The 22,384-nt window shown below is 33.9% G+C and carries 22 protein-coding genes and 1 pseudogene; 6 read left to right on the forward strand and 17 right to left on the reverse strand.

The genetic code is table 11. From position 1 onward, the window contains the following. Nucleotides 1–114: 114 nt before the first annotated feature. The 6 genes from EK386_RS13300 to EK386_RS13325 form a co-directional block, all read right to left on the reverse strand. The gene (locus EK386_RS13300; protein ID WP_126659669.1) at nt 115–1,389 is read right to left on the reverse strand and encodes a glutathionylspermidine synthase family protein; all 1,275 of its coding nucleotides are present in this window, start codon (nt 1,387–1,389) and stop codon (nt 115–117) included. Nucleotides 1,390–1,451: 62 nt separating this feature from the next. Then, entirely contained in the window at nt 1,452–2,159 is a 708-nt protein-coding gene (locus EK386_RS13305; protein WP_126659670.1) for a hypothetical protein, read from the reverse strand. Between the two features lie 90 nt (nt 2,160–2,249). Further along, complete coding sequence (locus EK386_RS13310; protein ID WP_126659671.1) at nt 2,250–2,873, reverse strand: tyrosine-type recombinase/integrase; 624 nt, start codon at nt 2,871–2,873, stop codon at nt 2,250–2,252. Nucleotides 2,874–3,259: 386 nt separating this feature from the next. Beyond that, nucleotides 3,260–4,225: a UV DNA damage repair endonuclease UvsE gene (uvsE, locus tag EK386_RS13315; RefSeq protein WP_126659672.1), complete on the reverse strand. Its 966-nt coding sequence runs from the start codon at nt 4,223–4,225 to the stop codon at nt 3,260–3,262. Nucleotides 4,226–4,510: 285 nt separating this feature from the next. Next, nucleotides 4,511–5,869 (reverse strand): NAD(P)-binding domain-containing protein, encoded by a 1,359-nt coding sequence (locus tag EK386_RS13320; RefSeq protein ID WP_126659673.1) that lies wholly within the window; start codon nt 5,867–5,869, stop codon nt 4,511–4,513. Nucleotides 5,870–5,955: 86 nt separating this feature from the next. Next, nucleotides 5,956–6,402: a MarR family winged helix-turn-helix transcriptional regulator gene (locus EK386_RS13325; RefSeq protein WP_126659674.1), complete on the reverse strand. Its 447-nt coding sequence runs from the start codon at nt 6,400–6,402 to the stop codon at nt 5,956–5,958. Between the two features lie 97 nt (nt 6,403–6,499). On the opposite strand from EK386_RS13325, the gene EK386_RS13330 reads away from it, so the two are divergent. After that, entirely contained in the window at nt 6,500–7,000 is a 501-nt protein-coding gene (locus EK386_RS13330; protein ID WP_179966039.1) for a GNAT family N-acetyltransferase, read from the forward strand. A 47-nt stretch (nt 7,001–7,047) separates the two neighbouring features. Here EK386_RS13330 and EK386_RS13335 read toward each other — a convergent pair whose 3' ends face one another. The 3 genes from EK386_RS13335 to EK386_RS13345 are packed head-to-tail and all read right to left on the reverse strand — an operon-like array spanning nt 7,048 to nt 9,106. After that, nucleotides 7,048–7,347: an ArsR/SmtB family transcription factor gene (locus EK386_RS13335; protein WP_126659675.1), complete on the reverse strand. Its 300-nt coding sequence runs from the start codon at nt 7,345–7,347 to the stop codon at nt 7,048–7,050. A gap of 26 nt (nt 7,348–7,373) precedes the next feature. Then, a complete protein-coding gene (gene arsC, locus EK386_RS13340) occupies nt 7,374–7,796 on the reverse strand; it encodes an arsenate reductase (thioredoxin) (protein WP_126659676.1) in 423 nt (140 codons plus the stop codon). A 14-nt stretch (nt 7,797–7,810) separates the two neighbouring features. Continuing rightward, nucleotides 7,811–9,106 (reverse strand): arsenic transporter, encoded by a 1,296-nt coding sequence (locus tag EK386_RS13345; RefSeq protein ID WP_126659677.1) that lies wholly within the window; start codon nt 9,104–9,106, stop codon nt 7,811–7,813. A gap of 268 nt (nt 9,107–9,374) precedes the next feature. Between EK386_RS13345 and EK386_RS13350 the strand changes: the two genes are divergently transcribed. Continuing rightward, entirely contained in the window at nt 9,375–10,895 is a 1,521-nt protein-coding gene (locus EK386_RS13350) for a stalk domain-containing protein (RefSeq protein WP_126659678.1), read from the forward strand. Nucleotides 10,896–11,679: 784 nt separating this feature from the next. On the opposite strand, the gene EK386_RS13360 is transcribed toward EK386_RS13350, so the two are convergent. Both EK386_RS13360 and EK386_RS13365 read right to left on the reverse strand, forming a co-directional pair. Beyond that, on the reverse strand, nt 11,680–12,318 hold the full coding sequence (locus EK386_RS13360) for an NAD(P)-dependent oxidoreductase (RefSeq protein WP_126659679.1): 639 nt from the start codon (nt 12,316–12,318) through the stop codon (nt 11,680–11,682). 86 nt (nt 12,319–12,404) lie between these two features. Continuing rightward, entirely contained in the window at nt 12,405–13,031 is a 627-nt protein-coding gene (locus EK386_RS13365) for a TetR/AcrR family transcriptional regulator (protein WP_126659680.1), read from the reverse strand. A 177-nt stretch (nt 13,032–13,208) separates the two neighbouring features. Here EK386_RS13365 and EK386_RS13370 point away from each other — a divergent pair, with 177 nt between their 5' ends. The 3 genes from EK386_RS13370 (at nt 13,209) to EK386_RS13380 (ending at nt 15,612) form a co-directional block, all read left to right on the forward strand. Next, entirely contained in the window at nt 13,209–14,402 is a 1,194-nt protein-coding gene (locus EK386_RS13370) for a YhgE/Pip domain-containing protein (RefSeq protein WP_126659681.1), read from the forward strand. A 215-nt stretch (nt 14,403–14,617) separates the two neighbouring features. Continuing rightward, nucleotides 14,618–15,202, forward strand: a complete 585-nt coding sequence (locus EK386_RS13375; RefSeq protein WP_126659682.1) for a TetR/AcrR family transcriptional regulator — start codon at nt 14,618–14,620, stop codon at nt 15,200–15,202. A 2-nt stretch (nt 15,203–15,204) separates the two neighbouring features. After that, the gene (locus EK386_RS13380) at nt 15,205–15,612 is read left to right on the forward strand and encodes a DUF5367 family protein (RefSeq protein WP_126659683.1); all 408 of its coding nucleotides are present in this window, start codon (nt 15,205–15,207) and stop codon (nt 15,610–15,612) included. A 588-nt stretch (nt 15,613–16,200) separates the two neighbouring features. Here the strand turns inward: EK386_RS13380 and EK386_RS13385 are convergent. From EK386_RS13385 to EK386_RS20835, 6 genes and pseudogenes are all read right to left on the reverse strand, one after another. Beyond that, on the reverse strand, nt 16,201–16,734 hold the full coding sequence (locus EK386_RS13385; RefSeq protein ID WP_281274267.1) for a dienelactone hydrolase family protein: 534 nt from the start codon (nt 16,732–16,734) through the stop codon (nt 16,201–16,203). A 379-nt stretch (nt 16,735–17,113) separates the two neighbouring features. Beyond that, nucleotides 17,114–17,581: a 2-thiouracil desulfurase family protein gene (locus EK386_RS13390; protein ID WP_126659685.1), complete on the reverse strand. Its 468-nt coding sequence runs from the start codon at nt 17,579–17,581 to the stop codon at nt 17,114–17,116. Between the two features lie 124 nt (nt 17,582–17,705). Continuing rightward, a complete protein-coding gene (locus tag EK386_RS13395) occupies nt 17,706–17,924 on the reverse strand; it encodes a tautomerase family protein (RefSeq protein WP_126659686.1) in 219 nt (72 codons plus the stop codon). Between the two features lie 218 nt (nt 17,925–18,142). Continuing rightward, complete coding sequence (locus EK386_RS13400; protein WP_126659687.1) at nt 18,143–18,814, reverse strand: hypothetical protein; 672 nt, start codon at nt 18,812–18,814, stop codon at nt 18,143–18,145. Nucleotides 18,815–18,925: 111 nt separating this feature from the next. Next, nucleotides 18,926–19,411: a hypothetical protein gene (locus EK386_RS13405; protein ID WP_126659688.1), complete on the reverse strand. Its 486-nt coding sequence runs from the start codon at nt 19,409–19,411 to the stop codon at nt 18,926–18,928. A 297-nt stretch (nt 19,412–19,708) separates the two neighbouring features. Further along, nucleotides 19,709–21,190: pseudogene (locus EK386_RS20835) on the reverse strand (reverse transcriptase domain-containing protein); the annotation flags it as partial. A 630-nt stretch (nt 21,191–21,820) separates the two neighbouring features. On the opposite strand from EK386_RS20835, the gene EK386_RS13415 reads away from it, so the two are divergent. Beyond that, on the forward strand, nt 21,821–22,237 hold the full coding sequence (locus EK386_RS13415; RefSeq protein ID WP_126659689.1) for a DUF3888 domain-containing protein: 417 nt from the start codon (nt 21,821–21,823) through the stop codon (nt 22,235–22,237). Nucleotides 22,238–22,384: the final 147 nt, after the last annotated feature.

Here is a 22,384-nt window from a genome sequence, read left to right on the forward strand (position 1 = left end):
CCCTTCCAGTAAAAGTAAGTTACTTACTATTTTATGGTAAATATTTACTGTATGCAATTGTCAAAAGATTTCTTTTTAGTTTGCAAACAAAGGGGGTATTTTATTAGTAAAATTCTAGTTTGCATCAGATGCGGGAGAGCCGATTGCTAACCAATGGGAATCCCATTCTGTAATTTGGTTCCCTACTCTACATGCAATGCCGCAAGCTTGATCATCTGCTATAAACGAACCAATTAACCATTTCTTTTCATGTTGACCATCTTTTAATTGGATTGTAATGGATGGCATTTCAATATATTGCTGATAAATGTATAAATTGTCTGTGTAATGTTGATGTTGTGAAGTATTGATTTTTTCACCTTCACTATTGTAAATTTCGATCGTATTCCCTTCTCTTGAAAAGACAGGCTTTTTAACAAAGGGCTGTTCACTTTGAAGGAAGGAATCAGCTGACATATAGGTTGGTAGCATATACTTGTTAATGGCTTCTCTTTCTTCTTTCGTGAATAATAAGGGGTTATTTCGTTTTTCCCATATAAGCCATAATAAAATTTTGGATTGTAAAATGTATGCGGCTGGGGAGTTAATGATTGCTAATTCCTGATCTTTTACTAAATCTAATAAATGAAGCCCTATTTGATCACCATCTTCTGCAACATCGTCAATTAAAAATTCAATGGGATGAGCAGGTCTGAATAAGATATCAATTTTCTCCATTGAAGGTGTATAGAGCCCGCGTTTCATCTGCTCTCCATCTGTTGGATAAATTATCAATTGCGAAATAGGAACGTACTTTATTTCAAAAGGTAATATTCTTTTTAAATATTGCACTTGGCAATATTCCTCGAAATCCTCTGTTTCCTCTTTTCCGGTTATAACGACAACAGGTGTCTCTTTTAGCTCGAGATAGGTCATGGCAGAAAATAACGCACTAGAAAGACTTTTTATAACGACATTCTCTTGATTGGGATTACAAACATTAAAATGATTACATAGCACTTGATTCATCTCAAACGTTTCTTGAATAAGAAAGGGTGTATCTCCATTTAGTTCGATTAACTTAATATTCCCGTCTTCTGTACAAATAAAATCAAAACGTGCAAGTATGGATTGCTGGGGTAAGTAATCAAGATGGAGATATGGGATCATTTCTTCTCGTATCCCTAATGCCAGTAGCTGTTCCTTCCTTAACTTTTTGAACTGTTTTCCAACTTTCGAAAACACTTTCCATAAGATGTTGGTCGCATATTGAAGTTCCTCAATTTTTTCCTTTTCCATCATCATTACGTCATACAATGCATATTCGAGATCGGCGAAATCAGCAAAGAATTGATTGAATTGACTATAAAATGCTTTTCGATTTATGTTATATGTATGTTTACTCGTCATATGTAAGCCACCTTAATTCGAAAAAACCTTCTAAATGAAGGTTTTCCTAAATAGTTAATCTATTATGAGGAAGAAGAACCGCCTCGGGATGTGCCGCCAGAACTAAAGCCTGATTTACCGCTTGAATAGCTAGAAGACGAACTACTGTTAGTGCTAGAATTCGTGTATGAATTATTGCTGCTACTTGAAGTGCTATAAGATGAATTTGAATTGTTTGTTGAGTTTTTTGTAGTGCTAGTACTGCTCGTGCTATTCGTGTTCGTATTGGGTTTTACTGTTGGCGTTTTTTCCTTTACACTACTAGATCCTGAGTTTGAATAGCTACTGCTCGTCCCACCACCTGAATTAGAGTTAGTTAAATCGGTTACCTTCATTGGCTTTTTATTTATCCCATTTTTCGAATTATACGTTTTATAGATTGTCGAACCTGCCATCGCTGCTAATGAGGCAAACATTACCCCTTCAAAAAAATGTTCAGAATAATAGTCTGAGTTCTCATCGATACATTCATATGACCCATCATCTTGTTCGTCCCAGTCATCGCAAGCACCTGCAAATTCGGAATCATAAACAGATGCTAGATATTCGTCTTCAACTACTTCATCAATGGGCTGCTCAATTATTTGTTCGTTTAGTTCATCTACTACGTTAATTTCTTCTTCCACTACTTCATGTGAAACTGATGTGGTCGTATTACATGCTGTCAGTTGCATCGTCATGACAGAAGCTGTGGTAAGCGTGGCGTATTTTTTCACTTGTTTTTTCTTCATCCATACATTCCCCTTTTAATCATTCGTTTTAATAGATTTTACGAGTTATATAGAAAGAAAGTTTCAAAAATTGTCGATACATCGAAAATATCATTGGAACAATTTCAAGTTATCAAAAATATCATCAATTTCCTCTGACTCAATTCCGATGTAACGTAAAGTGGTTGCCTGAGACGAATGATTTAAAATCTTTTGGAGATAGGAAATAATACTTGGGTTTTCAGCGATATTATTTATGTAAATATGATACGCCCCTGTTTTCCGTAATGTATGGGTTCCGAAGTTGCCTTTAATGCCTAATTCCATACAAGTTTCCTTAATTGTTCGGTGTAATGTTTTGACTGTAATGGGACCAGTCCCTTTTCTTGATTTAAAAATATAATCCTCCATATTGAGTTGTTTTATGGATTGTTTATAAAGCTCCAATGCGCTCCTAGCATCTTCGTTAAAGCGCACTTCCCTTCTTTTGTCGGTTTTTTCTTCTGTCATCATAATCTTCTTTTTGATGTCCTGATCTTCGTCTAATACATCCGACCATTTTAGCGATAACAAATCCCCTGCTCGAAGTAAGACATTCACCCCTACAACAAAAACGGTAAAATTCCTTAAATTTTCGCCCTTTAAATAACTATAAATTTTTTTCAAATCTTTTGGCCGTTTGATTGGAGAAACGGGAGCTGCTTTTTTTACTCCATTCGCCTTTAAATTTGCCATGTTTTTTCAAACCTTTCTTTACGATCATATTGCAATTTTAAATAGTATTTAGCGCGGTTTAATCGCTAAAAATATACTTAAGTGAACTTTCTTTCTATTATACTATTACTTCGCATTCAAAAAAATAGCCTTGGTTTTAGTATGTTGAAAAATGTCAAAAAACGTTGATATAACAATGTTTACTGCGATTTTACGAATGCGAACTTTTATAATTAGTTCGCATTCAAAATGAGCAAATTGAAAAATAACCAGGTAAAAAGGAATAATTTGTATTTTTATTTAAGGCCGCACAGACGATTCGAGACGGACAACTACCCGAAAAAATAAATTTCGATTCGTCTGAGAGCTCATCTGAAAAATAGAAATTAATCCAAAACTTCACCTAATTATTTTAAGTAGAAGGAAGACCCATCGATTATTTCAATATCGGCTCTCCCCTTAATTTCTTGTATTAAATGGAAAAGGGCTTCATCTTTCTTTTTCGCTTCGATCATACAATGAATTTCCGGAACGGTTCCTTGAATTTCTTTTAAAAAATTAAAAAACATGTTCACATCCACATAATCGGAATGGTGACGAAATTCCGCCTCACTTTTTGGACTCGAAATGTGCATTTTGATTGGAAGAGGTGAATCTTTCCATGTGGCCATAATACGTTCCCAATTTTCTTCCCACTGTTCATTTGTATGATGAGCAAGATGATGGTGATAATCAAACACAAGTGGGATCCCTAATTTTTCACATAAATAAAGGGTGTCATCCAATGTAAAGGAAGTGTCATCATTTTCGAGCAGGATCATCTTTTGAATGGAACGCGGTACATCCATCCAGTTATCAACGAACTTCTCTAATGATTTTTCGGTATCATTGTAGTTGCCACCTACATGAAGTACGCATCGATGATAAGGATCGATTTTCATGCCCTTTAATAATAGATAGTGCATTTTCAAAGTTTTAATAGAATTTTTGAATACGTCCACTTTAGAAGTGTTGAGAACAACAAAATGATCTGGGTGAAAATCGATTCGCATGTTCTGTTTTTTTACGAACTCCCCTATTTCCAGCAGCTTCTCTTTTAATGGTTTCATATAATTCCAATCGGGCAATTCCTCATGGTTTGCTAAAGGAATGAGTCGAGAGGTTAAACGGTAAAAATGGATATCATGTGAAGCATTATGTTTCAGTAGTCGATGGGTGTTTTCTAAATTTGATAAGGCAATTCGTTCTAATTTGCGAATGGCCGCTTCCTGATCGCTAATTTTTTGGAATGCTGAAAACGTCATCGTTTGGGATGGCGATGCATTTTGCAGGTGCATACTCATCGCAACATAGCCTAGTCGTACAATTGTCATTGGTTCCACCTCAACATTAGTATGGTGAAATTTATATGGGAATAGTCCTAGATCAAAATGAAAAAGTCTAGAATCCAAATGAACTTCTGGATTCTAGGTTACATAATATTATTATGATGTAAATATGAAATTTTGTTCGTCTAATATTAGGGGGATTTTGACTAATATTAGGGCAGTTTTGACTAATATGGTGAGCGATTTGTCTAATATCTTCCCATATTTGACTAATAATTAAAAAATAAAAAAAGAGACTGCACATTCGCAATCTCTTTTCACTGACTTATTTTACGACCTGCAACAAGACGAAGAAATAACTTTAGGAATTAAATTAACACTACAAACCCCCGTCTCGGGTAGTTCTAATTCTACTTTTTTAGAACTCTCCATATCACCCGAAAGATAAGCAACGATGGAACGAACTTGTTCATAGCCTGTTGCCATTAAAAATGTCGGTGCGCGGCCATAGCTTTTCATGCCAACGATATAGAAGTTTTTCTCAGGTTGTCTCAAAATTTCTTCACCATGTGGTCGAACTGTTCCACAACTATGAAGATTCGGATCAATTAAAGGAGATAATGCCTCCACACTTTCTGTTGCTGAATCAATGCTTAATCGAATTTCTCGAAGGAAAGAAAAATCCGGTCTACTTCCTGTGTTTGCAATCATTTCATCGATTCCAGACAGGGTATATGGTTCACCTTTATAATCTCCCATTAATTCAATACCACCTTCCTTTTGAGATAATTGCTGAATTATAAAAGGTGTATACACTTTTATACGACCGGAGTCTACTAATTGGTGTATTCTACTACCTAATTCCCCTCTTGCTTCAAGTGCGTCCTTTTCTTCCCCACCATATGCCTCTTCCACTTTTTGTTTTCTCATAATCCAATTAATCTCTACTTGATCGTCTAACTGTGCCAGCTCCAGAATGGTATTTATTGCAGAATGACCTCCTCCGATAACAGCCACTTTTTTCCCAAGATATCTTTTCTTATGTCTTCCCTGTACATCTGGAATACCATAATAAATCTGCTTATTTAATGCGCGTTCCTCCGATGTCCAAATATTATCAGCGTTTACTGGGGTCGGATTTGCCCATGTCCCAGTTGCATCAATGACTGCTTTTGCCTCGATTCTTTGCGTTTTCCCCTGATGTTCAACATATAAAATAAAAGAGCTTTGATCTCGACCAGCATTTTTCATCTTATCGAGGCCTTTTTTACTAATAGCCACTACTTTTGCGTTTAATAACAAATGAGGTTTGATTTCAGGCAGTTTCGATAAAGGTTCTAAATATAACTCCACTAGTTCTTTGCCAATTGGAAGTTGTTCAGCAGGTGGGGCAATCCAACCACTTTGTTCTAATAGCTTTTTTGCTAACTTATCAATGTTATATTGCCAAGGTGAAAACAAACGAACATGTCCCCACTGTAAAATATTGCTTCCTACTTGTGAACCGGATTCTAATAGAAGAAATTTTTCTCCTCGTTCCACTAAATGTGCAGCAGCAGCCAATCCCACAGGTCCAGCTCCAATCACTGCAATCGGTAATTCATTTAATTCATCTTGAGATACCGTAGTTTCTTCGGCAACCGATTCACAACAACTTTTTACATTTCGAATAACTAATTCTTTCTTCATAATATAACCCCCACTTATTTATTTTGTTATGCAAATACTTGTAATATGCAAGTATTGGGTAAAAATAAAAGCAAGAATGTTCTTGCTTAATATAACGGTGTACAACATACAGATGACTTTGACATCGCTTCATTTAACAATTTGAGAGAACGAAGCACCGTTTCTCTTTCGAATTCATTCATATGTGAAAATACCTCATCTAAATATGCATTCATTGAGTGATCAATGGTTGTAGCAACAAATTTCCCTTGTACAGTTAGACTCAAAATGGAAACCCTTTTATCTACGGATGAAGGAGTTTTTTTCACTAGGTCCATCTTCACTAATGTTTGAATTTGCCGACTAAATGTTGTGATATCCATAGCTAAGTTTTGTGCAATCTGTTGCATAGATGGTTCATGTTGTTGGTCGATTTCATAAAGAATATGACTTTGAATTGGAGAAATCTCAAAGCTCCCTATCGAGCAGCAATTTTTATCCAGTAATCCAAATCTTCTTGTTAACACATGGAAGATTTCACGTTTGTTTTCCATATCTTCACCTCTTAATTTAGTTATACATAATTTACTTGCAAATTGCAATAAATAATCTTAAAATTACATTACATTTCCATATTTGGAGGATAATCTAATGACGATAAGTATTCGTAAAGTTACAGAAGATGACTGGGAGCAAGTGAAGTTTATTTACGAGGCGGGCATTGCGACAAAAATAGCAACATTCGAAGCCCAAGCACCGGTCACATATGAACAATGGATCGGTAATGCAAATCGAGAATGTACATTAATTGCCGAAAAAGGGTCAGACATTTTAGGATGGTGCAAATTGACGCCTGTCTCAGCAAGGAAAGTTTACGCAGGTGTAGGCGAAGTTAGTATCTATGTTCACCCAATGGCTAAAGGGACGGGAATCGGAAATTTACTACTTCAAAACTTAATTCAGAGATCTGAAGAACAAGGTTTTTGGACATTGGAAGCAAAAATTTTTAAAGAAAATGAAGCAAGTATTCATTTACACAAGAAAAATGGATTTAAAGTAGTAGGTATACGAGAGAAGATTGGAAAAAAGGATGGGGTTTGGAAGGATAATATGTTACTAGAAAGAAGAAGTATATTGGTAGGATTAGATTAAAGAGATCAAGGGTGTACTTCAATAGAGATATACACCCTTTTCAATCTTTAACAGCTAGTTTCACATTTACATGTCGACATCGGTTTAATTTGTTCTAAAATACCAATCATAAGAGGCGTTTGTTCTTCTACTAAACGATAATGCTTCCATGTACCGACTTTTCGTTCAGTTATAATCCCTGCTTCTTTCAATTTACGAAGTTGCTGACTCACTGCTGGTTGGGAGATGCCAAGTACATCGACAAAATCACAAACGCACACTTCCCCATTTTTCAAGCACGCAAGAAGTTTAATACGGTTTGAATCGGCAACAGCCTTCAATTGTTTTTCCAATAATGAATAATCCATTTCGGCGTTCGCCTCCCCTTACATTTTTATTTGCCTGTTTTAGCAAATCGCTTAATTCGTTCCCCAATCTCATCACGAACACGTTGGAAAAATGCCCACTTCTCTTCTTCTGTTCCTTGTGCTTTCGCTGGATCATCAAAGCCCCAATGTTCACGTTTTACAGTAGGTGGAGTGACTGGACATTTATCTGCTGCATCCCCACATAAAGTGACAACTAATTCGGCGTTATTTAAAGTTTCAAAGTCAATAATATCTGAAGTTTGTTTTGAAATATCCATCCCAATTTCATTCATGGCTTTTACCGCATTCGGATTTAATCCATGTGCTTCGATACCGGCACTTTTTACCTCCCATTCATCGGTTGGTAAAACCTGCTTTGCCCATCCTTCTGCCATTTGGCTACGGCATGAATTTCCTGTACATAAGAAATAAAGTGTTTTTTTAGTCATGTTGTAACCACTCCTTAGAAAATTAATAATGTCAGATACAAGCCTAATAATGTAATAAACAGAATCGGAATTGTTAAAATAATCCCCGTTTTAAAATAAGTGCCCCATGAAATTTTTATCCCTTTTTGTGACAATACGTGAAGCCAAACTAATGTCGCTAATGAACCGATTGGGGTAATCTTTGGCCCTAAATCAGAACCAATCACATTAGCATAAACTAACGCTTCTTTTATAACTCCAGTCGTATTCGTTTCAGCTATCGCTAACGCATCAATCATGACAGTTGGCAAGTTGTTCATCACGGAAGATAAAATAGCCGCAATAAAGCCCATTCCCATCGTTGCTGCATATAACCCTTTATCAGAAAACATTGAAATGACATGAGCTAAAGAATCCGTTAGCCATGCATTACCTAAACCATAGACCACGACGTACATACCAATGGAGAAAAATACGATATTCCAAGGTGCCCCTTTAATAACGGCGATCGTATTTACGACAGAGCTTCTTCTAGCCATGAGTATAAAGAAAATCGCAATAATCCCAGCTACAAAGGAAACAGGGATGTTGAGAAATTCACTTGTAAAGTAACCAATTAACAATAAACCAAGGACATACCAAGAAAGATGGAACATTTTGATATCCTTTATTGCTTCATGGGGATTTCGTAATTTTGTTAGATCATATTCTTTTGGAATACTTTTACTAAAATAAATAAGTAAAACGGTTACGGTTGCCACTAACGAAAATAAATTTGGAATAATCATTCTTGAAGCATATTCAACAAAGCCAATGCTAAAGTAATCTGCAGATACAATATTCACTAAATTACTTATAATGAATGGTAAAGACGTGGTATCTGCTATAAATCCGCTCGCCATAATGAATGGGAAGATCATGGCTTCTTTAAAGTTTAAATTTCGAACCATTGCTAACACGATAGGCGTTAAAATTAAAGCGGCCCCATCATTGGCAAACAATGCTGCCACGATTGCCCCTAAAAGACTGACGTAGACAAACATTTTAATGCCATTCCCTTTTGCTGCCCTTGCCATATGTAACGCGGCCCATTCAAATAGACCAATTTCATCGAGAATTAATGAAATTAAAATAATGGCTACAAACGATAATGTAGCATTCCAGGTAATTCCGATCACCTCAGAAACATCTTGAAAATCAACTACCCCAACAATTAAAGCGAGTAGTGCCCCCCCACAAGCAGTCCAGCCGATATTTAATCCTTTTGGCTGCCAAATGACGAAAATTAATGTTACTAAAAAAATCATTGTTGCTAATACTGCAGTAAGCACTTCTATTTCCTCCAAGATCATACAATTGTTTCGTTTATTATATAACGAATTACTTATATAATAATTAACTTATATAATGAATGCAAATTTTTTTATTAACGGTGTCTACTAATGAGCATGTAAACGAGGAAAGCATTCTGTTTAATACAGAGTACTTTAGGAAATCTTTTCAAAAGCTATTTAAATGCAACGGATCGTTTTGTTTTTTTGTATAATGTTATAGAGGGAGGTAAATAAATACAATTTTACAAATAGGAGGTTCCATTTAATGAGGTTAGTAAAGAAAGGGATGATGATTGGTTCTGTTTTTATTGTTAGCATAGGATCATTATTCCTAAATACCTCTACGATAAAAGCCAATGAACCAGATTACCCCATATCCAGTTCAGAAGTATTTGTGGATGGTAAAAGAATTAATTATCCAATCAAACCAATCGTAAAAGACGAAACTACTTTAGTGCCAATAAGAGAAACTTTTGAAGCGATGGGCGCAACAGTTAAGTGGGTTCAACATGAACGCGCTGTATATGCTACTAAAGGGGAAACGGAAATAAAAATGACCGTTGATTCCACTTCTGCTTTAACGAATGAACAACAAATCACTTTAACAGCGCCACCAATTTTATATAAAGGAAAAACAATGATTCCTCTACGTTATGTTGGTGAAGCTTTTGATGGAAAAGTTCATTATGATCCGACTAGTAAAAAAATCAATATTACAATGCCGAAAGTTGTAATTGATTTTTTAGAAAAAGAGCAGATAAACATTTCGAACATTAAAAATATCGATAATGTAAAAATGTCTGGAAATAGAAGATTAATGGTTAGTGATAACCCAGAAGTTTTGGATTCCAATACAATAAATGAGGACAATGCTACACTTGCGGCGGATATTTTTGAGGAAAAACGTAATGGACAAGATCATCGAGTATTTGGTTGGCATATCAATAAGTTAGCTGAGAAGATCCAAGTTGGAATTACAATCGAAAACCTTTCTCCAACAAATACGATTCAAATTAGAAACTTGCAAGGCATTCATAAAATTAGTTCAAATAGCTTTTATGCATATGAAATAGGTCTCCCTATTTCTTCAGCTTTGTTACATAATCGATTGTTTGGTACCAATACACCTAGCAAACAAATTAAGCCTGGTGAATCTATACAGCTTGAAAGTATTACATTAAAGCCGAATGAAATAATAGGGTTAGTAAATGACTTTACTGTTGCCAAAATAACAGGTGCAGGTGAAATGAATTATATTATTCGAACTGTGGTAAGTAAGGATAATAGCGATTTAGCAGCAATTAAAACGCCACCTGTTCCAACAGATCCTCACAATTTTCATTCTAGAGGTGTATGGAGCAGTTCTGAACTCTCTGCGACATTCCCAACGTATAAAATAAATGAGGATGGCGAAGTATCCTACAGTATTTCTAATGGTATTACAGATAATTTATTAAATGCCGAAACTAGTTTAATGAAAAATGCTACCTCTGTTGCAAATAAAGGACATTTTGGTGTTGTTTATAAAGTAAAAGTTCCATACATAAACGAATCTGCGGAAGAAAAGACGGTCAGAGTGCGAATTGCAAGTCGAGGTGGTATTTATAGTGGTTCTCTGAAAATAAAAGATGATGTTATTAACATTCCATCTTTAAAGCCGATGAAAGATGTGGCAAATCTCGTGGATTATAAAATTACCGATAACAAAGGCTTTATAGAATTTGATATTGTGCATGCTGGTGGATCTTCATTACCAATAGCTATAAACATTATTACATTGGATTAACTTTAAGATTTAATAAAATATGCCCTACAAGATAGACACTTAAACAAAGTCTTTCTTGTAGGATATTTTTATTTTAGGAGAATGTTTTGATGCACGAAAGTTTTGTCTTTATCCGCAAAGGTCAAAATGTTTGAGAGTGAGATGTAAGATTACTTAATTACTTAAACGTGTGAAATTTATTGTTTTATATTTATTTGGTGCGTGAATATATATTAAAGTAATATAAAGTGTCGGATAATATGTAAAATTCCAAAAAAAGAAGTTATGGTACCTACTTTTATTAAAATTACCCAACCTCTCTCCTTGCCTACTGGACAATGGGCATTTTAATGATGATCATCTTTTAGAGTCTCCATATTTATCCATTATTTGTTTTATTAGAAGCGGCGTTGTTACTGGTTGTAATCCGCGCAGGACTTCCAGCACTTGGAGTTGTGGATACCAACAAAAAACAACTAAAGTCTCCACCAAGCTCAATAAAAATTATTTCAAAAAGGGACAACGCATCCATGTTGCCCCTTTCTTTACTAACCTTTTTGAATTTTTAACATCGAATTAGCATTTATCTGAAATTCATATGGTACTTTGACTTCTACAACTGTACAACTATTGTCAACCAGATAACTTACTATTTTATCTAAATGCTCATAACGTTTTCTCTCTAGGTCAACTAAAGGAAAAATACGAACTTCTTCTTTCGTAATCCTCAATAACTCATTTAATGTTTCAATGTGAAATTGATATTCTAATCTATCCTTACATTAGTTCAAATGGTTAAATGTTATTAATTTGAGATAAATGGTGCCTTATGTACATACTTTGGATTTTCAATTTGGTTGATGATAAAAGTCGCAATATCTTGACTAGTGATTTTTGTTCCGGGCATATCTATAAGATTTTCTTTTATATATCCTATTTCATTGCCATCATCTATAAATGGAAGCCTAATTAGCGTCCATTTAATTAATTTATTACTGTTAAGAATATGCCATTCTTTTTTCCTATCTACCATCATTTTAGAATAGATAATTTCAAACATTTTTGCTCCAACTCTATTTATAATGTTTTTTTTATCTCCATTAATAGTGAGTGAACCGCCTGTAACACCAATATAACGATCTATCTGTAAATCTTCCATAATTTCAAGTATTTTTTTAGTCACACTGCTATAAATGGGCTCTTCTTTAATTGGCTGACCAAAAGTATTTATAACTATTTGACAATCCTTTAATAGTTTTCGAATATCCTCAAAGTTTTGTACATTTCCCTCTACTATCTCAATTTTATCATCTCTTAAAGTTAATTTATCGGGATTTCTAACAAGCATACGAACTTGGTACCCATTCTGTAATGCTTTAGTAGCAATAAAACGTCCAACCTTTCCTGTCCCACCAATTATAGCTATTTTATGAGTATTCTCCATACTCCCCCTCCAAATGAACATAATAATATCTATACCTTGAGAACTTTAGGTGTTTCAATTAAATTATTAGTTTCCCATCATCTAATCTAATTATCTTCCTCATTAAAAATTATTTTATGTCCTATGGCATTAATAGGCCCCTTTGTAATTAAAGTTGCTAGCTGTTCGACCATAAAATCAACTGAATAAGTACTACCTTCATCACTAAGCCACCACTTTAATACACCTATATACGCGGAGCTGATAAAACTGAGTATTAAATCCACAGGAACCTCCAATTGATTTAAGTTCCCATAAACAGAATTAAAGGTCATCTTAAATTTATCTGATAATAATTTTTCAATTTTATTAGTAAAGTTAGGAATTCCATTTGGTCCTAGCATAACTTGATAAAATAATTTGTTCTTCTCGATATTTTCAATTACTTTCCTTAGTGTGATTTTGAATCTGTTGACGTTAACCTCCCCTTTTTTCAAATGAAAGGTAATATCTGCTGCATCCATTAATTCATTCAAATAGGCGTTGCTAATTTGTTCAAGTAGGTCATATTTATCCTGGTAATGTAAATAAAATGTAGCCCTATTAATAAGAGCCTCATCTGCAACATCTTGAATTGTAATAGATTCAAACCCCTTTCTGTCTATAAGGGAGATCAATGCTTCCTTTATTAGTTTTTGCGTCTTTAATACACGTAAATCTGTTTTTTTTGTCATTTCTCCACACCTTTTTTCAATTTGTAAAATAAACAACAATAACTTTGAAAATATCGCCTATTATACAAAACGAAGTAAATTAAACATTGAATGCTTGGGAATATTTTCTATAATATCATTATATACGACAGTTTGTTAAATAATCAACAAAGTGTCTATCAAAAGGAGTGGTATAACTTGAGACTATTATTCAAAAACAAATTACTTTGGATAGGGTTAGGAATCATTATATTGGCAACAAGTATAATTACCTTTGCATTTATGGGATCTTCGGTAAATCCTACACCAAAGAAATTACCAATTGCCGTAGTAATAGAAGATAAAGGAATAAAACTTCCTAGTGGAGAGGAAGTTAACTTTGGTGAAATGTTGTTGAGGGAAATCAACAAAAAGGAGATAAAAAGTATTGAATGGAAAACTTTTGAAGAAAAAGAAGAAGCTATTACTGCTATGAACAATAAAGAACTATATGTAACGATTGTGTTACCAGAGAAGTTATCACAGTACACTTTTTCCCTACTAACAGATAGTCCAACCAAACCAGAAACTAACATTATAATTAATGAAGGAATGAATCAAGTAGGAGTAAATTTAGCTAACCAAATAGCAAAAGAAGTATTAGCAAATTTTAATCAGCAAATTCAATTACAATTTTATACACAAATTGAAGAGATGAAAGTTCCTTTAACCATTAATTTAGCGAAATTAATTTCAGATCCTATAACCATCAAAACAGAGAAAGTTAATACAGTTCCTGTAAACAATGCTAATGGCAATACACCAGCAATTTTCACACAAATATTGTGGCTTGGAACATTTATAAGCGCTATGTTACTCTTTACAATTGCTAGAAAATTAAACAATGGATCTATGACTATGGGGTTAATTACAGGCCAAATTTTATCCGGTATCCTCTATACAATATTAGTTTCTAGTATTGCAGTACTTTTAGCGGTAAATATATTAGATGTAGATACATCTAATGGAACTAGTCTGTTTTTTGCAATGTTTACTATAGGCTTTTGCTTTTTCCTTCTACAAAGTGCATTGCTAAATTTGATTGGCTATATAGCGTCACCGATACTAATTTTGCTATTTTTATTTGCGATGCCAATTTTAACGATGGCTCCAGAAATGTTGCCAAATATCACAAAAGATTATTTGTATTCTTGGGTTCCGTTTCGTTTTAGCTTAGAAGAATTAAGAGATATTTTATTTTTTAACAAAGATATTTTTGAAAACGGAATGGGTGTTATAGGAGGAATAGGTGTCATTTCTCTTGTGATGATGGGATTATCCGCTCTAAAATCTACGAAGAGAATTGATAAGAGGGTTGAAAACAATCGTGAGCTAGATACAAGTAACAATTAGTTCAGTCTTTGAATAAAGAATTCTTTAAAAAATATAAGAATTCATTTTAATAAAAGCAGATGGTCAATTAGAGCTGCGTTATCGCTCCTCTATACCATCTGCTTTTTATTTCAGCTAATATAGTTTAATAAGAAATTATTGTAATTATAAATATCGGATGGTAAAATTTATGTAATTAAGTTAGTTAGTTGAATAACTAATAAGGAGGAAGTAAAGTGGCAAAACCAAATGTTATCAATAAAGAGGAGTTAATTAAAAGCGCTAAAGAGTGTTTAGTTAATAACGGGATAGAAAAGTTTACTTTGCGATCCGTGGCAGACGTAGCAGGGGTAACGCAAGGAACAATCTATTATCACTTTGGAACAAAAGAGCAATTATTGTTAGATATAGTAGAAGATATTTGCAAAAATTCGTGGCAAGAGATTTCACAACAAAGTCACCCATATATTCTTAGTCAAGCGATAGAATCAGCTAAAAGTCGGTGTTCCTACGACTCTTCCTTTCATAAGTTATTTCTCACTTTGATTGTTTCGAGTTTTAACAATGAAAAAATGCGGGATCAATTAGGTGAAATATCACAATCTGAAAACAACGCACTAACTAACAACTTATTAAATTTATGGTCAAAGTCACCGATTGATGGTGTCTCAATTGAAACATGGGGAATTCTCATTAATGCAATTGTCGATGGAATAGCACTACAAGCGTTGGTACAAAAAGATTTTCCGGTAGATAAAACATACGAAGAACTTGAACTACTATTTAAAGGTCTTACTCATTTACTTAACAGGGAGGCTTAATAATGAAGAATTATTTAATCACTACCTTATGGGGTGTATTCATTTGGTTCTTTGCAACATTGTTTTTTGTGTTTTTTGGAGAACATGTCCTCTTTAGTCCTGGTAAAGAAAACTTTACAACCAGCATCTTGTTATTAGTACTTGGAACAGGACTTTTATTGTGGGGCGTTACTTATATCTATTTATTTTTTGATAAATCAAAGAACGCACCATTAAAATTTGGAGTAATTGGGACTATCATCGGTTTATCATTAGATACTTTTTCTATATCAAATCACAATTTGATTTTCCCTAAATTAGATGATTCACAAATTATTGCGTTTACTACGTGGATGTCTTTTGCTTATGCGTTATATTTATTTATCCCCGCACTGATAAACCAACAACGAATTAAACATTTTAAGGTATAAATAATTTTAATGCAGATTATTTAAAAAAAACTGCATTTAATGGAGCGCGATTTTACTCTTAGATCGCGCCCGATTCTTGAATAACGGAAGCTTCTATTTGCTAGTTTACGGAAGATTGCTCCATGTCCTGATTAAATAAAAAATGATGCAAAATCATCCTTTGAAAAGCGCACGTTTGTTGAATAAGCCCCTTTCAGTTTAACCAATACAGCTTTGTAATTTGAGTATCAATTCTTTGTGATTGGCGTAAATATCTATAATGGATAGCACTGCAAAATAAGAATAAAGCTCGGTATTGCTAAATATTCTTCTTTTGATATATGAATTTAAATCCATTCTTTTACGAACTTGCACGTGTATAACTGTTAAAGCCACCATTATAAAGGCGGCTTTATTAATTAGTAACTAATCAACTCGAACGAATTCCAAAGAAGGCAATCTGTAAAATTGCTGAAGCGTTAGAACTTGAGAATGTACGGGTGATTATTGACTTTTAGAAATAAAAAAGACCGCACTCACAATTATGAAATACGGTTTTACTCCTAATTTATATAATTTTTAAAGAAAAGTGCCCGTGGAATAAAAAATTCAGTTACTTTTGAAGAAGTACAATGTTTCTCTAAATGTACTTTGAGCTAATTCTTCATTATATTTAAAAGAGTATCGATCACTAAATCCGTGTTCACCACTACATATATGTACATCTATATTTAGTTTATCTAAAGTTGAAACTAATTCATTAACTTTAAATGATTTTTCTACTTTCGGAAAAAATAGCAATGCCGGACATTTTGGATTTATATTTACATAGTCCCTAATACGTGAACCATAGTATCCAACAATGCCATCAACACATTCTTCCTCACTACACAACCATGCAACCGTTGCCCCTACACTAAATCCAATGATAAATATTTTTGAATACTCACCTTGACTATGTAATAATATATTTCTTACTTTGTGTAATCCTTTTTCGAAACCTACATTATCCATAAAATTGTGGTAAGCAATTACCTCTTGAGAATAATCAAAAGGCATTTCTTGTTCCAATAAATTTGGACAAATGACATTGAAATTTTGTTCTGATAGCAATTCACATAAATCCAACATATGTTGATTAATTCTGGTACGGCAACAGTTTTGGACAACTTTTTAAAGGTGGTTGAATTATCTTCTTAACGTATAAGGGGCGCACAAGTTGCTTGACATGGAGCCTCTATGGGCATGATTCGTTGCGCCAGAAAGCCAGCTATATTGGGCTGTCTTAGCCAAACGAGGCTATCATGCCCATTGCTCCATATAAAGCTCTTCTTCGTTGATAGACATAGGAATTGATCTTAATCTCTTATACAAAATGTCCAACTCAGTGTAGCCTATCCATTCCATATATTTCGTGAACGACAATAATTAATTTATCGGATTTTTTGTTTATTTTAAGCGATCTTTTCACCCCTTAAATGAAAAATGAGTGCTTATCCTTGCTCAAGAATAGAGCCAATAATTATATTATCTCATCGAAATTATTGGTAATCTGTTTTTCCGAAATTACTTGTAAACCGTTTCTTTTTAATAGAGCAGCCGTAACTCCATTTCCTGCAATTTTCTCTCCTATAAATTCACCATTAAAAATCATTGAACTTCCACAGGATGGGCTATAGTCTTTCAGTACAACTACTGTTGCGTTAACATCAATGGCCTTTTTTAGAGTAGTATAAGCTCCCTTTATATATAGTTCCGTAACGTCTCTCCCTGATTTTTCGATTACTTTAGCTTTTCCATCCAATACGTCTTCCCCGTTACCACCTATTATTTCTGCGGGTTCTCTAGGAGTCAAAAAGCCACCAAGTAATTCGGGGCATACGGTAATAGCCTTTTTCTCTTCTATTAGTTTCATGATCTTATTATTTAAACAATGTGTGCCGTTATATCTTACCTCTAGCCCCGCTAAACAAGAACTTACTAATATCATTGATATCCCCCCAATTTCGCATCACCTAATCACATTGTACATTAAAGGCAATGCTCAACAATATGGTCCTTAAAAGCAAAAAAGCGCAATTTCTATTCTGAAATCATCCTATTATTGATTAAGCTTATTTAGTTCCCTGCTTACCAAAACCTTCACCAAATTTTAACGAATGTAGTTGACCCTCTGAAGCCCAATTTTCTCGTTCATATTCATCAAATATCACTGTTATCCATTCTTTTTTTACATTTAATGTGTTCACTGCTTCATTCGTAATTGCTTCTACAAATTGTTGTTTTTGCTCTATGGATCTACCTTTAGCCAATTTAACTGTAATAATAGGCATTTTCCCAACTCCATTCTCATTAATAATACTAGTTATTTCAAAATACTCATTTTTAATCAATAGCTTTCTCATGAAAAAAAGATGCTTTTCTTATTTCAACAATTGAGCCTAATTGTTGAAATGTATTTCTTCACTTCTAACTCTCTTATTAGTTTGGTCATAGATTTTATGATGAAGATGACAGCAATGACTCCCACTGTTAAAAACAGATTGTTTAGTTATTGTAATTGATGAAGACCTAATATAGCATTCTCTTTACCCTTGTCTTCTTCATTGTCAGATGTTCGTAGGCTTTCGTTTACATCATATTCAATCGGTATTTGTATTTTCTTAACAAACTGGTCTAATCGATATAAAGAATCCAGGTCATCCCAAGCATTAACAGATCGCCCATCTTTAAAATAAATTCGATATTCATAAAAATGGATGTAACGATTTCCTTTCTTTCTATACATTTTTTCTTCTTTGCCGAACAAATTTATTTTTTTATAACTTTGTGCGTAAACTTTTATATGTTCAACATCTTCCCACCCATAGGTATTTCTTATCAAAATTCGTTGTGAAGTAATACCGTCTTCATCTGTCGTATTGAAATAAAGATTAGTAAGTACTCCAAAAAGAATAAAAATTGTGATCGCAACAGGAAAAAAAATACGTCCAAAATGGGTGAGTTCTAATTTTTTATAAAGAAAGACCAAAATGAACAAGGGAAAAATGATATAATTTGTTTTTGTGATGTATGGCGTGGAGAAAGTGAAATAAGAATTTGTCTGTTGTATGAAAGAATAAAAAACTTTTAAAATAGGCGTACATACTAGATATAAAAAGAGAGCAACAAAAAATAATGAAGTGATTTTTCTAACACCCCAATACTTAATTAAAGCAATCATAAGTCCCTCCATTTGTATTACTTTTTAATCTCCCTTTAATTAATTACAAGATAAATCAACAGCTTAGCCATTCCATCATTGCTCAAAAGGTACATAGTCTTATTAGGATGTTTATCTCTGTAATAATCTTTCGCAATTTTTATCCAATTTGATATTTGGTTGGTGATTTTTTATAAAATTAATAAAATCTTTTTGCTGATTCAATTTACCAAGATCATACTGTAATTGTATGATTCCTAACACTTTTCCGCCCTCTCCATAAAGTACAAAATAGAAATTTTGTGGAGAACCGGAAGAACCAAAATCTAGTTCTTTAATATCTTTATAATAGATTTTCTTCTTTTTAAATAATGTTTTAATGTAAATAAAATCATTGTATAAATAAATTCTTGATATGAAACTATTAAAAAATCCGACCATGAGTACCGTAAGAAGGCTCACAGTGATAATACTATATGTACTTTCGTACCAGTTTTCATGCATTTTTACAATAATATTTAGCTCCAATAGTGTGTCAATTAATAAGAACAATACGAATAAAGATATAAATATATAAAATCGACTTTTTGACAATACTTTGATTGGATTCTCGTTCATTATTGCCCCCCTCTTCCTTAATTCCTAACTAATATTAAAGTGAAGTCTATTCCCAATACCAATTTTTGGGTAATAATTTAATTGTATCAAACATTTACCCTCCCTGATATATCCTTTGTATAATTTAACATAATTCTCCAATTTAATACTAAATTTTATGATAGTTATAGGTAAGCCTTTGACGTTATCACCAGCGTTTCCCCCACTTCACACCGTACAGGCGAGTTTCCCAGCATACGGCGTTCCAACTAACCCAATTCATTCAATTTTTATGTGTATGCAAGATAAAATGTAGAATCAGATAGCCTCGTTCAGACATTGCTCACGCAATTCATTAACCTTTTTAAGTTGCTTTTCATTTAATTTGGGTGCGTTTAACAACACTTGTATTTTCTCTCGATTATTCATATGAATGAGGCGATGAACAGATTGATGCACTATCATTAAATTCCCGTATGAATCATCTTTTGTAAGATGATATGGTGTTTTATAATGACAATGCCAATCGTCTAGTCCTAATTCGATTCCTGTAACAGCGCATTTTCCATATTGTGCAATAAACCGACTAATCCGATTATCGTTATATTCGATGGAACGCCTAGGAATAAAATGTTTCATTACGTAAGCGAGTGTTTGTTTATTAATGGCTCGTAAGTTTTGATGAATCTTATTCCTACCTACGGTAGTATAGTTACAGATAGTTTGAGAGAAATTTAGATTTACCTTACAGCGTTGGGCATGAATAGGTACAAGTGCCATTTCTTTTATTTTATAGAGCTTACATTTATAACCCTTATACCGTTTCTGTAAGGATTTTGTGAGGTCCTGAAACGTTGCTTCTTTTCTTATTTCATTTAAACGATTATATAATACTTTATGAAGACGATTGTTCAGCTCAATTAAATCATCTGTGATGTGTGACGCAGCAGAATAATAATTTTGGATTCCCAGTATAACGGTATTAAAGCGCCAAACATTCTCAGCTGATTGGTGTTTTTGAATTACTTTGATTGCTTGTTTGACCTTTATCTGTGCATTTTTGAGCGCTTTCCTTGTCATATGTGAGCGAGCGACATAGAGAGTTCTTTTATTTGTCCTTTTCCGATGTGCTTTAAGTCGAAACCCTAAAAACTCTGATGAGTTTTTCTTTAAGTTGACTACTTTTTATTTTTCTTCACTAATTTGAAATTGAAGCCTTGTTTGAAGAAAATCCTTTACGGCATAGAACATTTTAATCGCTTGTGAACGAGTGCGACACAGGATTTTAAAATCATCGGCATATCTCACAATGTAGCAATGTTTCAAGTCCGATCGTTTCAATGCATTATATCTGCCACCATACGATTTATATAGCTTTCGTGTTTCAAAACTTTCCAATTGATTACTAACCCACCAATCTAGTTCATTTAATACAATGTTAGATAAAAGGGGCGATAATATCCCCCCTTGGGGTGTGCCTTTCGTTGGGAAGCCTTCGCCAATAATGTCGGCTTTTAAAAGACGCGAAATAATGGAAAGTAGTGCTTTGTCTCAAATACCTAATGACCACATTTGTTTTAATAATTTAGCATGGTCCACATTGTCGAAAAATCCTTTGATGTCAACATCTACACAATGATATAAGCACGCCCGATTGATGAGTGTTTCAAACCCAGCTTTCGCATGGTGAGTAGTATTACGATTTGGTCTAAAATCATAACTATGCTTATAAAACCTCGCTTCACAAATCGGCTCAAGTACTTGTAAAATACACTGTTGAAACAGTCTATCCCAAATCGATTGAGTTACATCTATTATGGAACCAAACTTAGGTGCTCCCTATGAGCCTGTTAGCCTTACATGTTCCTGTAACACTAGATGGACTTTTATATTCTTGATTCTTACTCATCCACAGCTAACCTCACATTTAGTGATATACACATTTCTATGTATTGCCAGTCTAGACCCGTACATTCAGAAGTTCGCCAGCAACATAGTTTATTATTCTATATTCATTGCATTCTCACCATCTCGATTCAACCCAAGAACCATGATTTACACCACCCCATCGAGTAGGATTTCGTCAGCCGGACTGTTACGGTAAATTCTCGCGCCTATAACACGATTTTCCTTACTGAGCAGCGTGCTATTCGACTCAGGGGGAGCCTTTCAGAGCGTTACTTCTTCATTCGACTCCTCGACATAACCCTTCAGTTTTAGAACCTAAAACTGCCTGACCTTTACCGAAATGGTGTGACCACATTTCATTTGAATCAGGAACATTTCGCACCAAGAATTTGGCCCTATAACGCAAAAAGGCACAATGCTTCTTCAAGAATTGGCCCGTTTGCTCAATAAACACATACTTTATTCAGAAGAGGAAACAATACAATTAATCTTGATAAAGGTGTAAGAGGTGGATTGAGGAAAATGAAAAAGATGTTAGTCACTTTTGTACTACTCCTTTTACTTATTACTTCTTTTCAAACAATAACCGTTTCATCAGTCAAATCAACGCAAGACTCTGAAGAACTTAGACTACAGGATATGCTTATGCTAATGCTTACTCCTTATATCCAAAAAGATTTAATTAGCTATTATCAGCCTAAGATTTTAAAGGATTTTTCACCTCAAGTCACTCCGTGGATGATTGAAGTGATTGAAACAAGAAGAGTAAATGATTTCCGTAGCTTTTTATTGGAAATTACATTTGAAATTGAACCTACAGATGGTGGACACCATATTCCAGTAGGGAGAGACCGAATGACCTATCAAATTTCAGTTGGACCTGAGGTGAAATTGATAAATCACACACACCTCAAAACGTATGAATATCCATCAGAATAATTAAATAACAATCTAAACTCAAAAGGGCGTATTTCTTAAAGAAATGCGCCCTTTCAGATTGTCGACAAAAGGCTTTCAGAATGGTCTCATTCTGAAAGCCTTTTGTCATTTTTCCGGATTTTTGGGTATTATATCGATTTATTTTAA

Origin of the sequence: Lysinibacillus antri, from assembly GCF_003977595.1 — a bacterium.
GTDB classification, from domain to species: Bacteria; Bacillota; Bacilli; order Bacillales_A; family Planococcaceae; genus Ureibacillus; species Ureibacillus antri.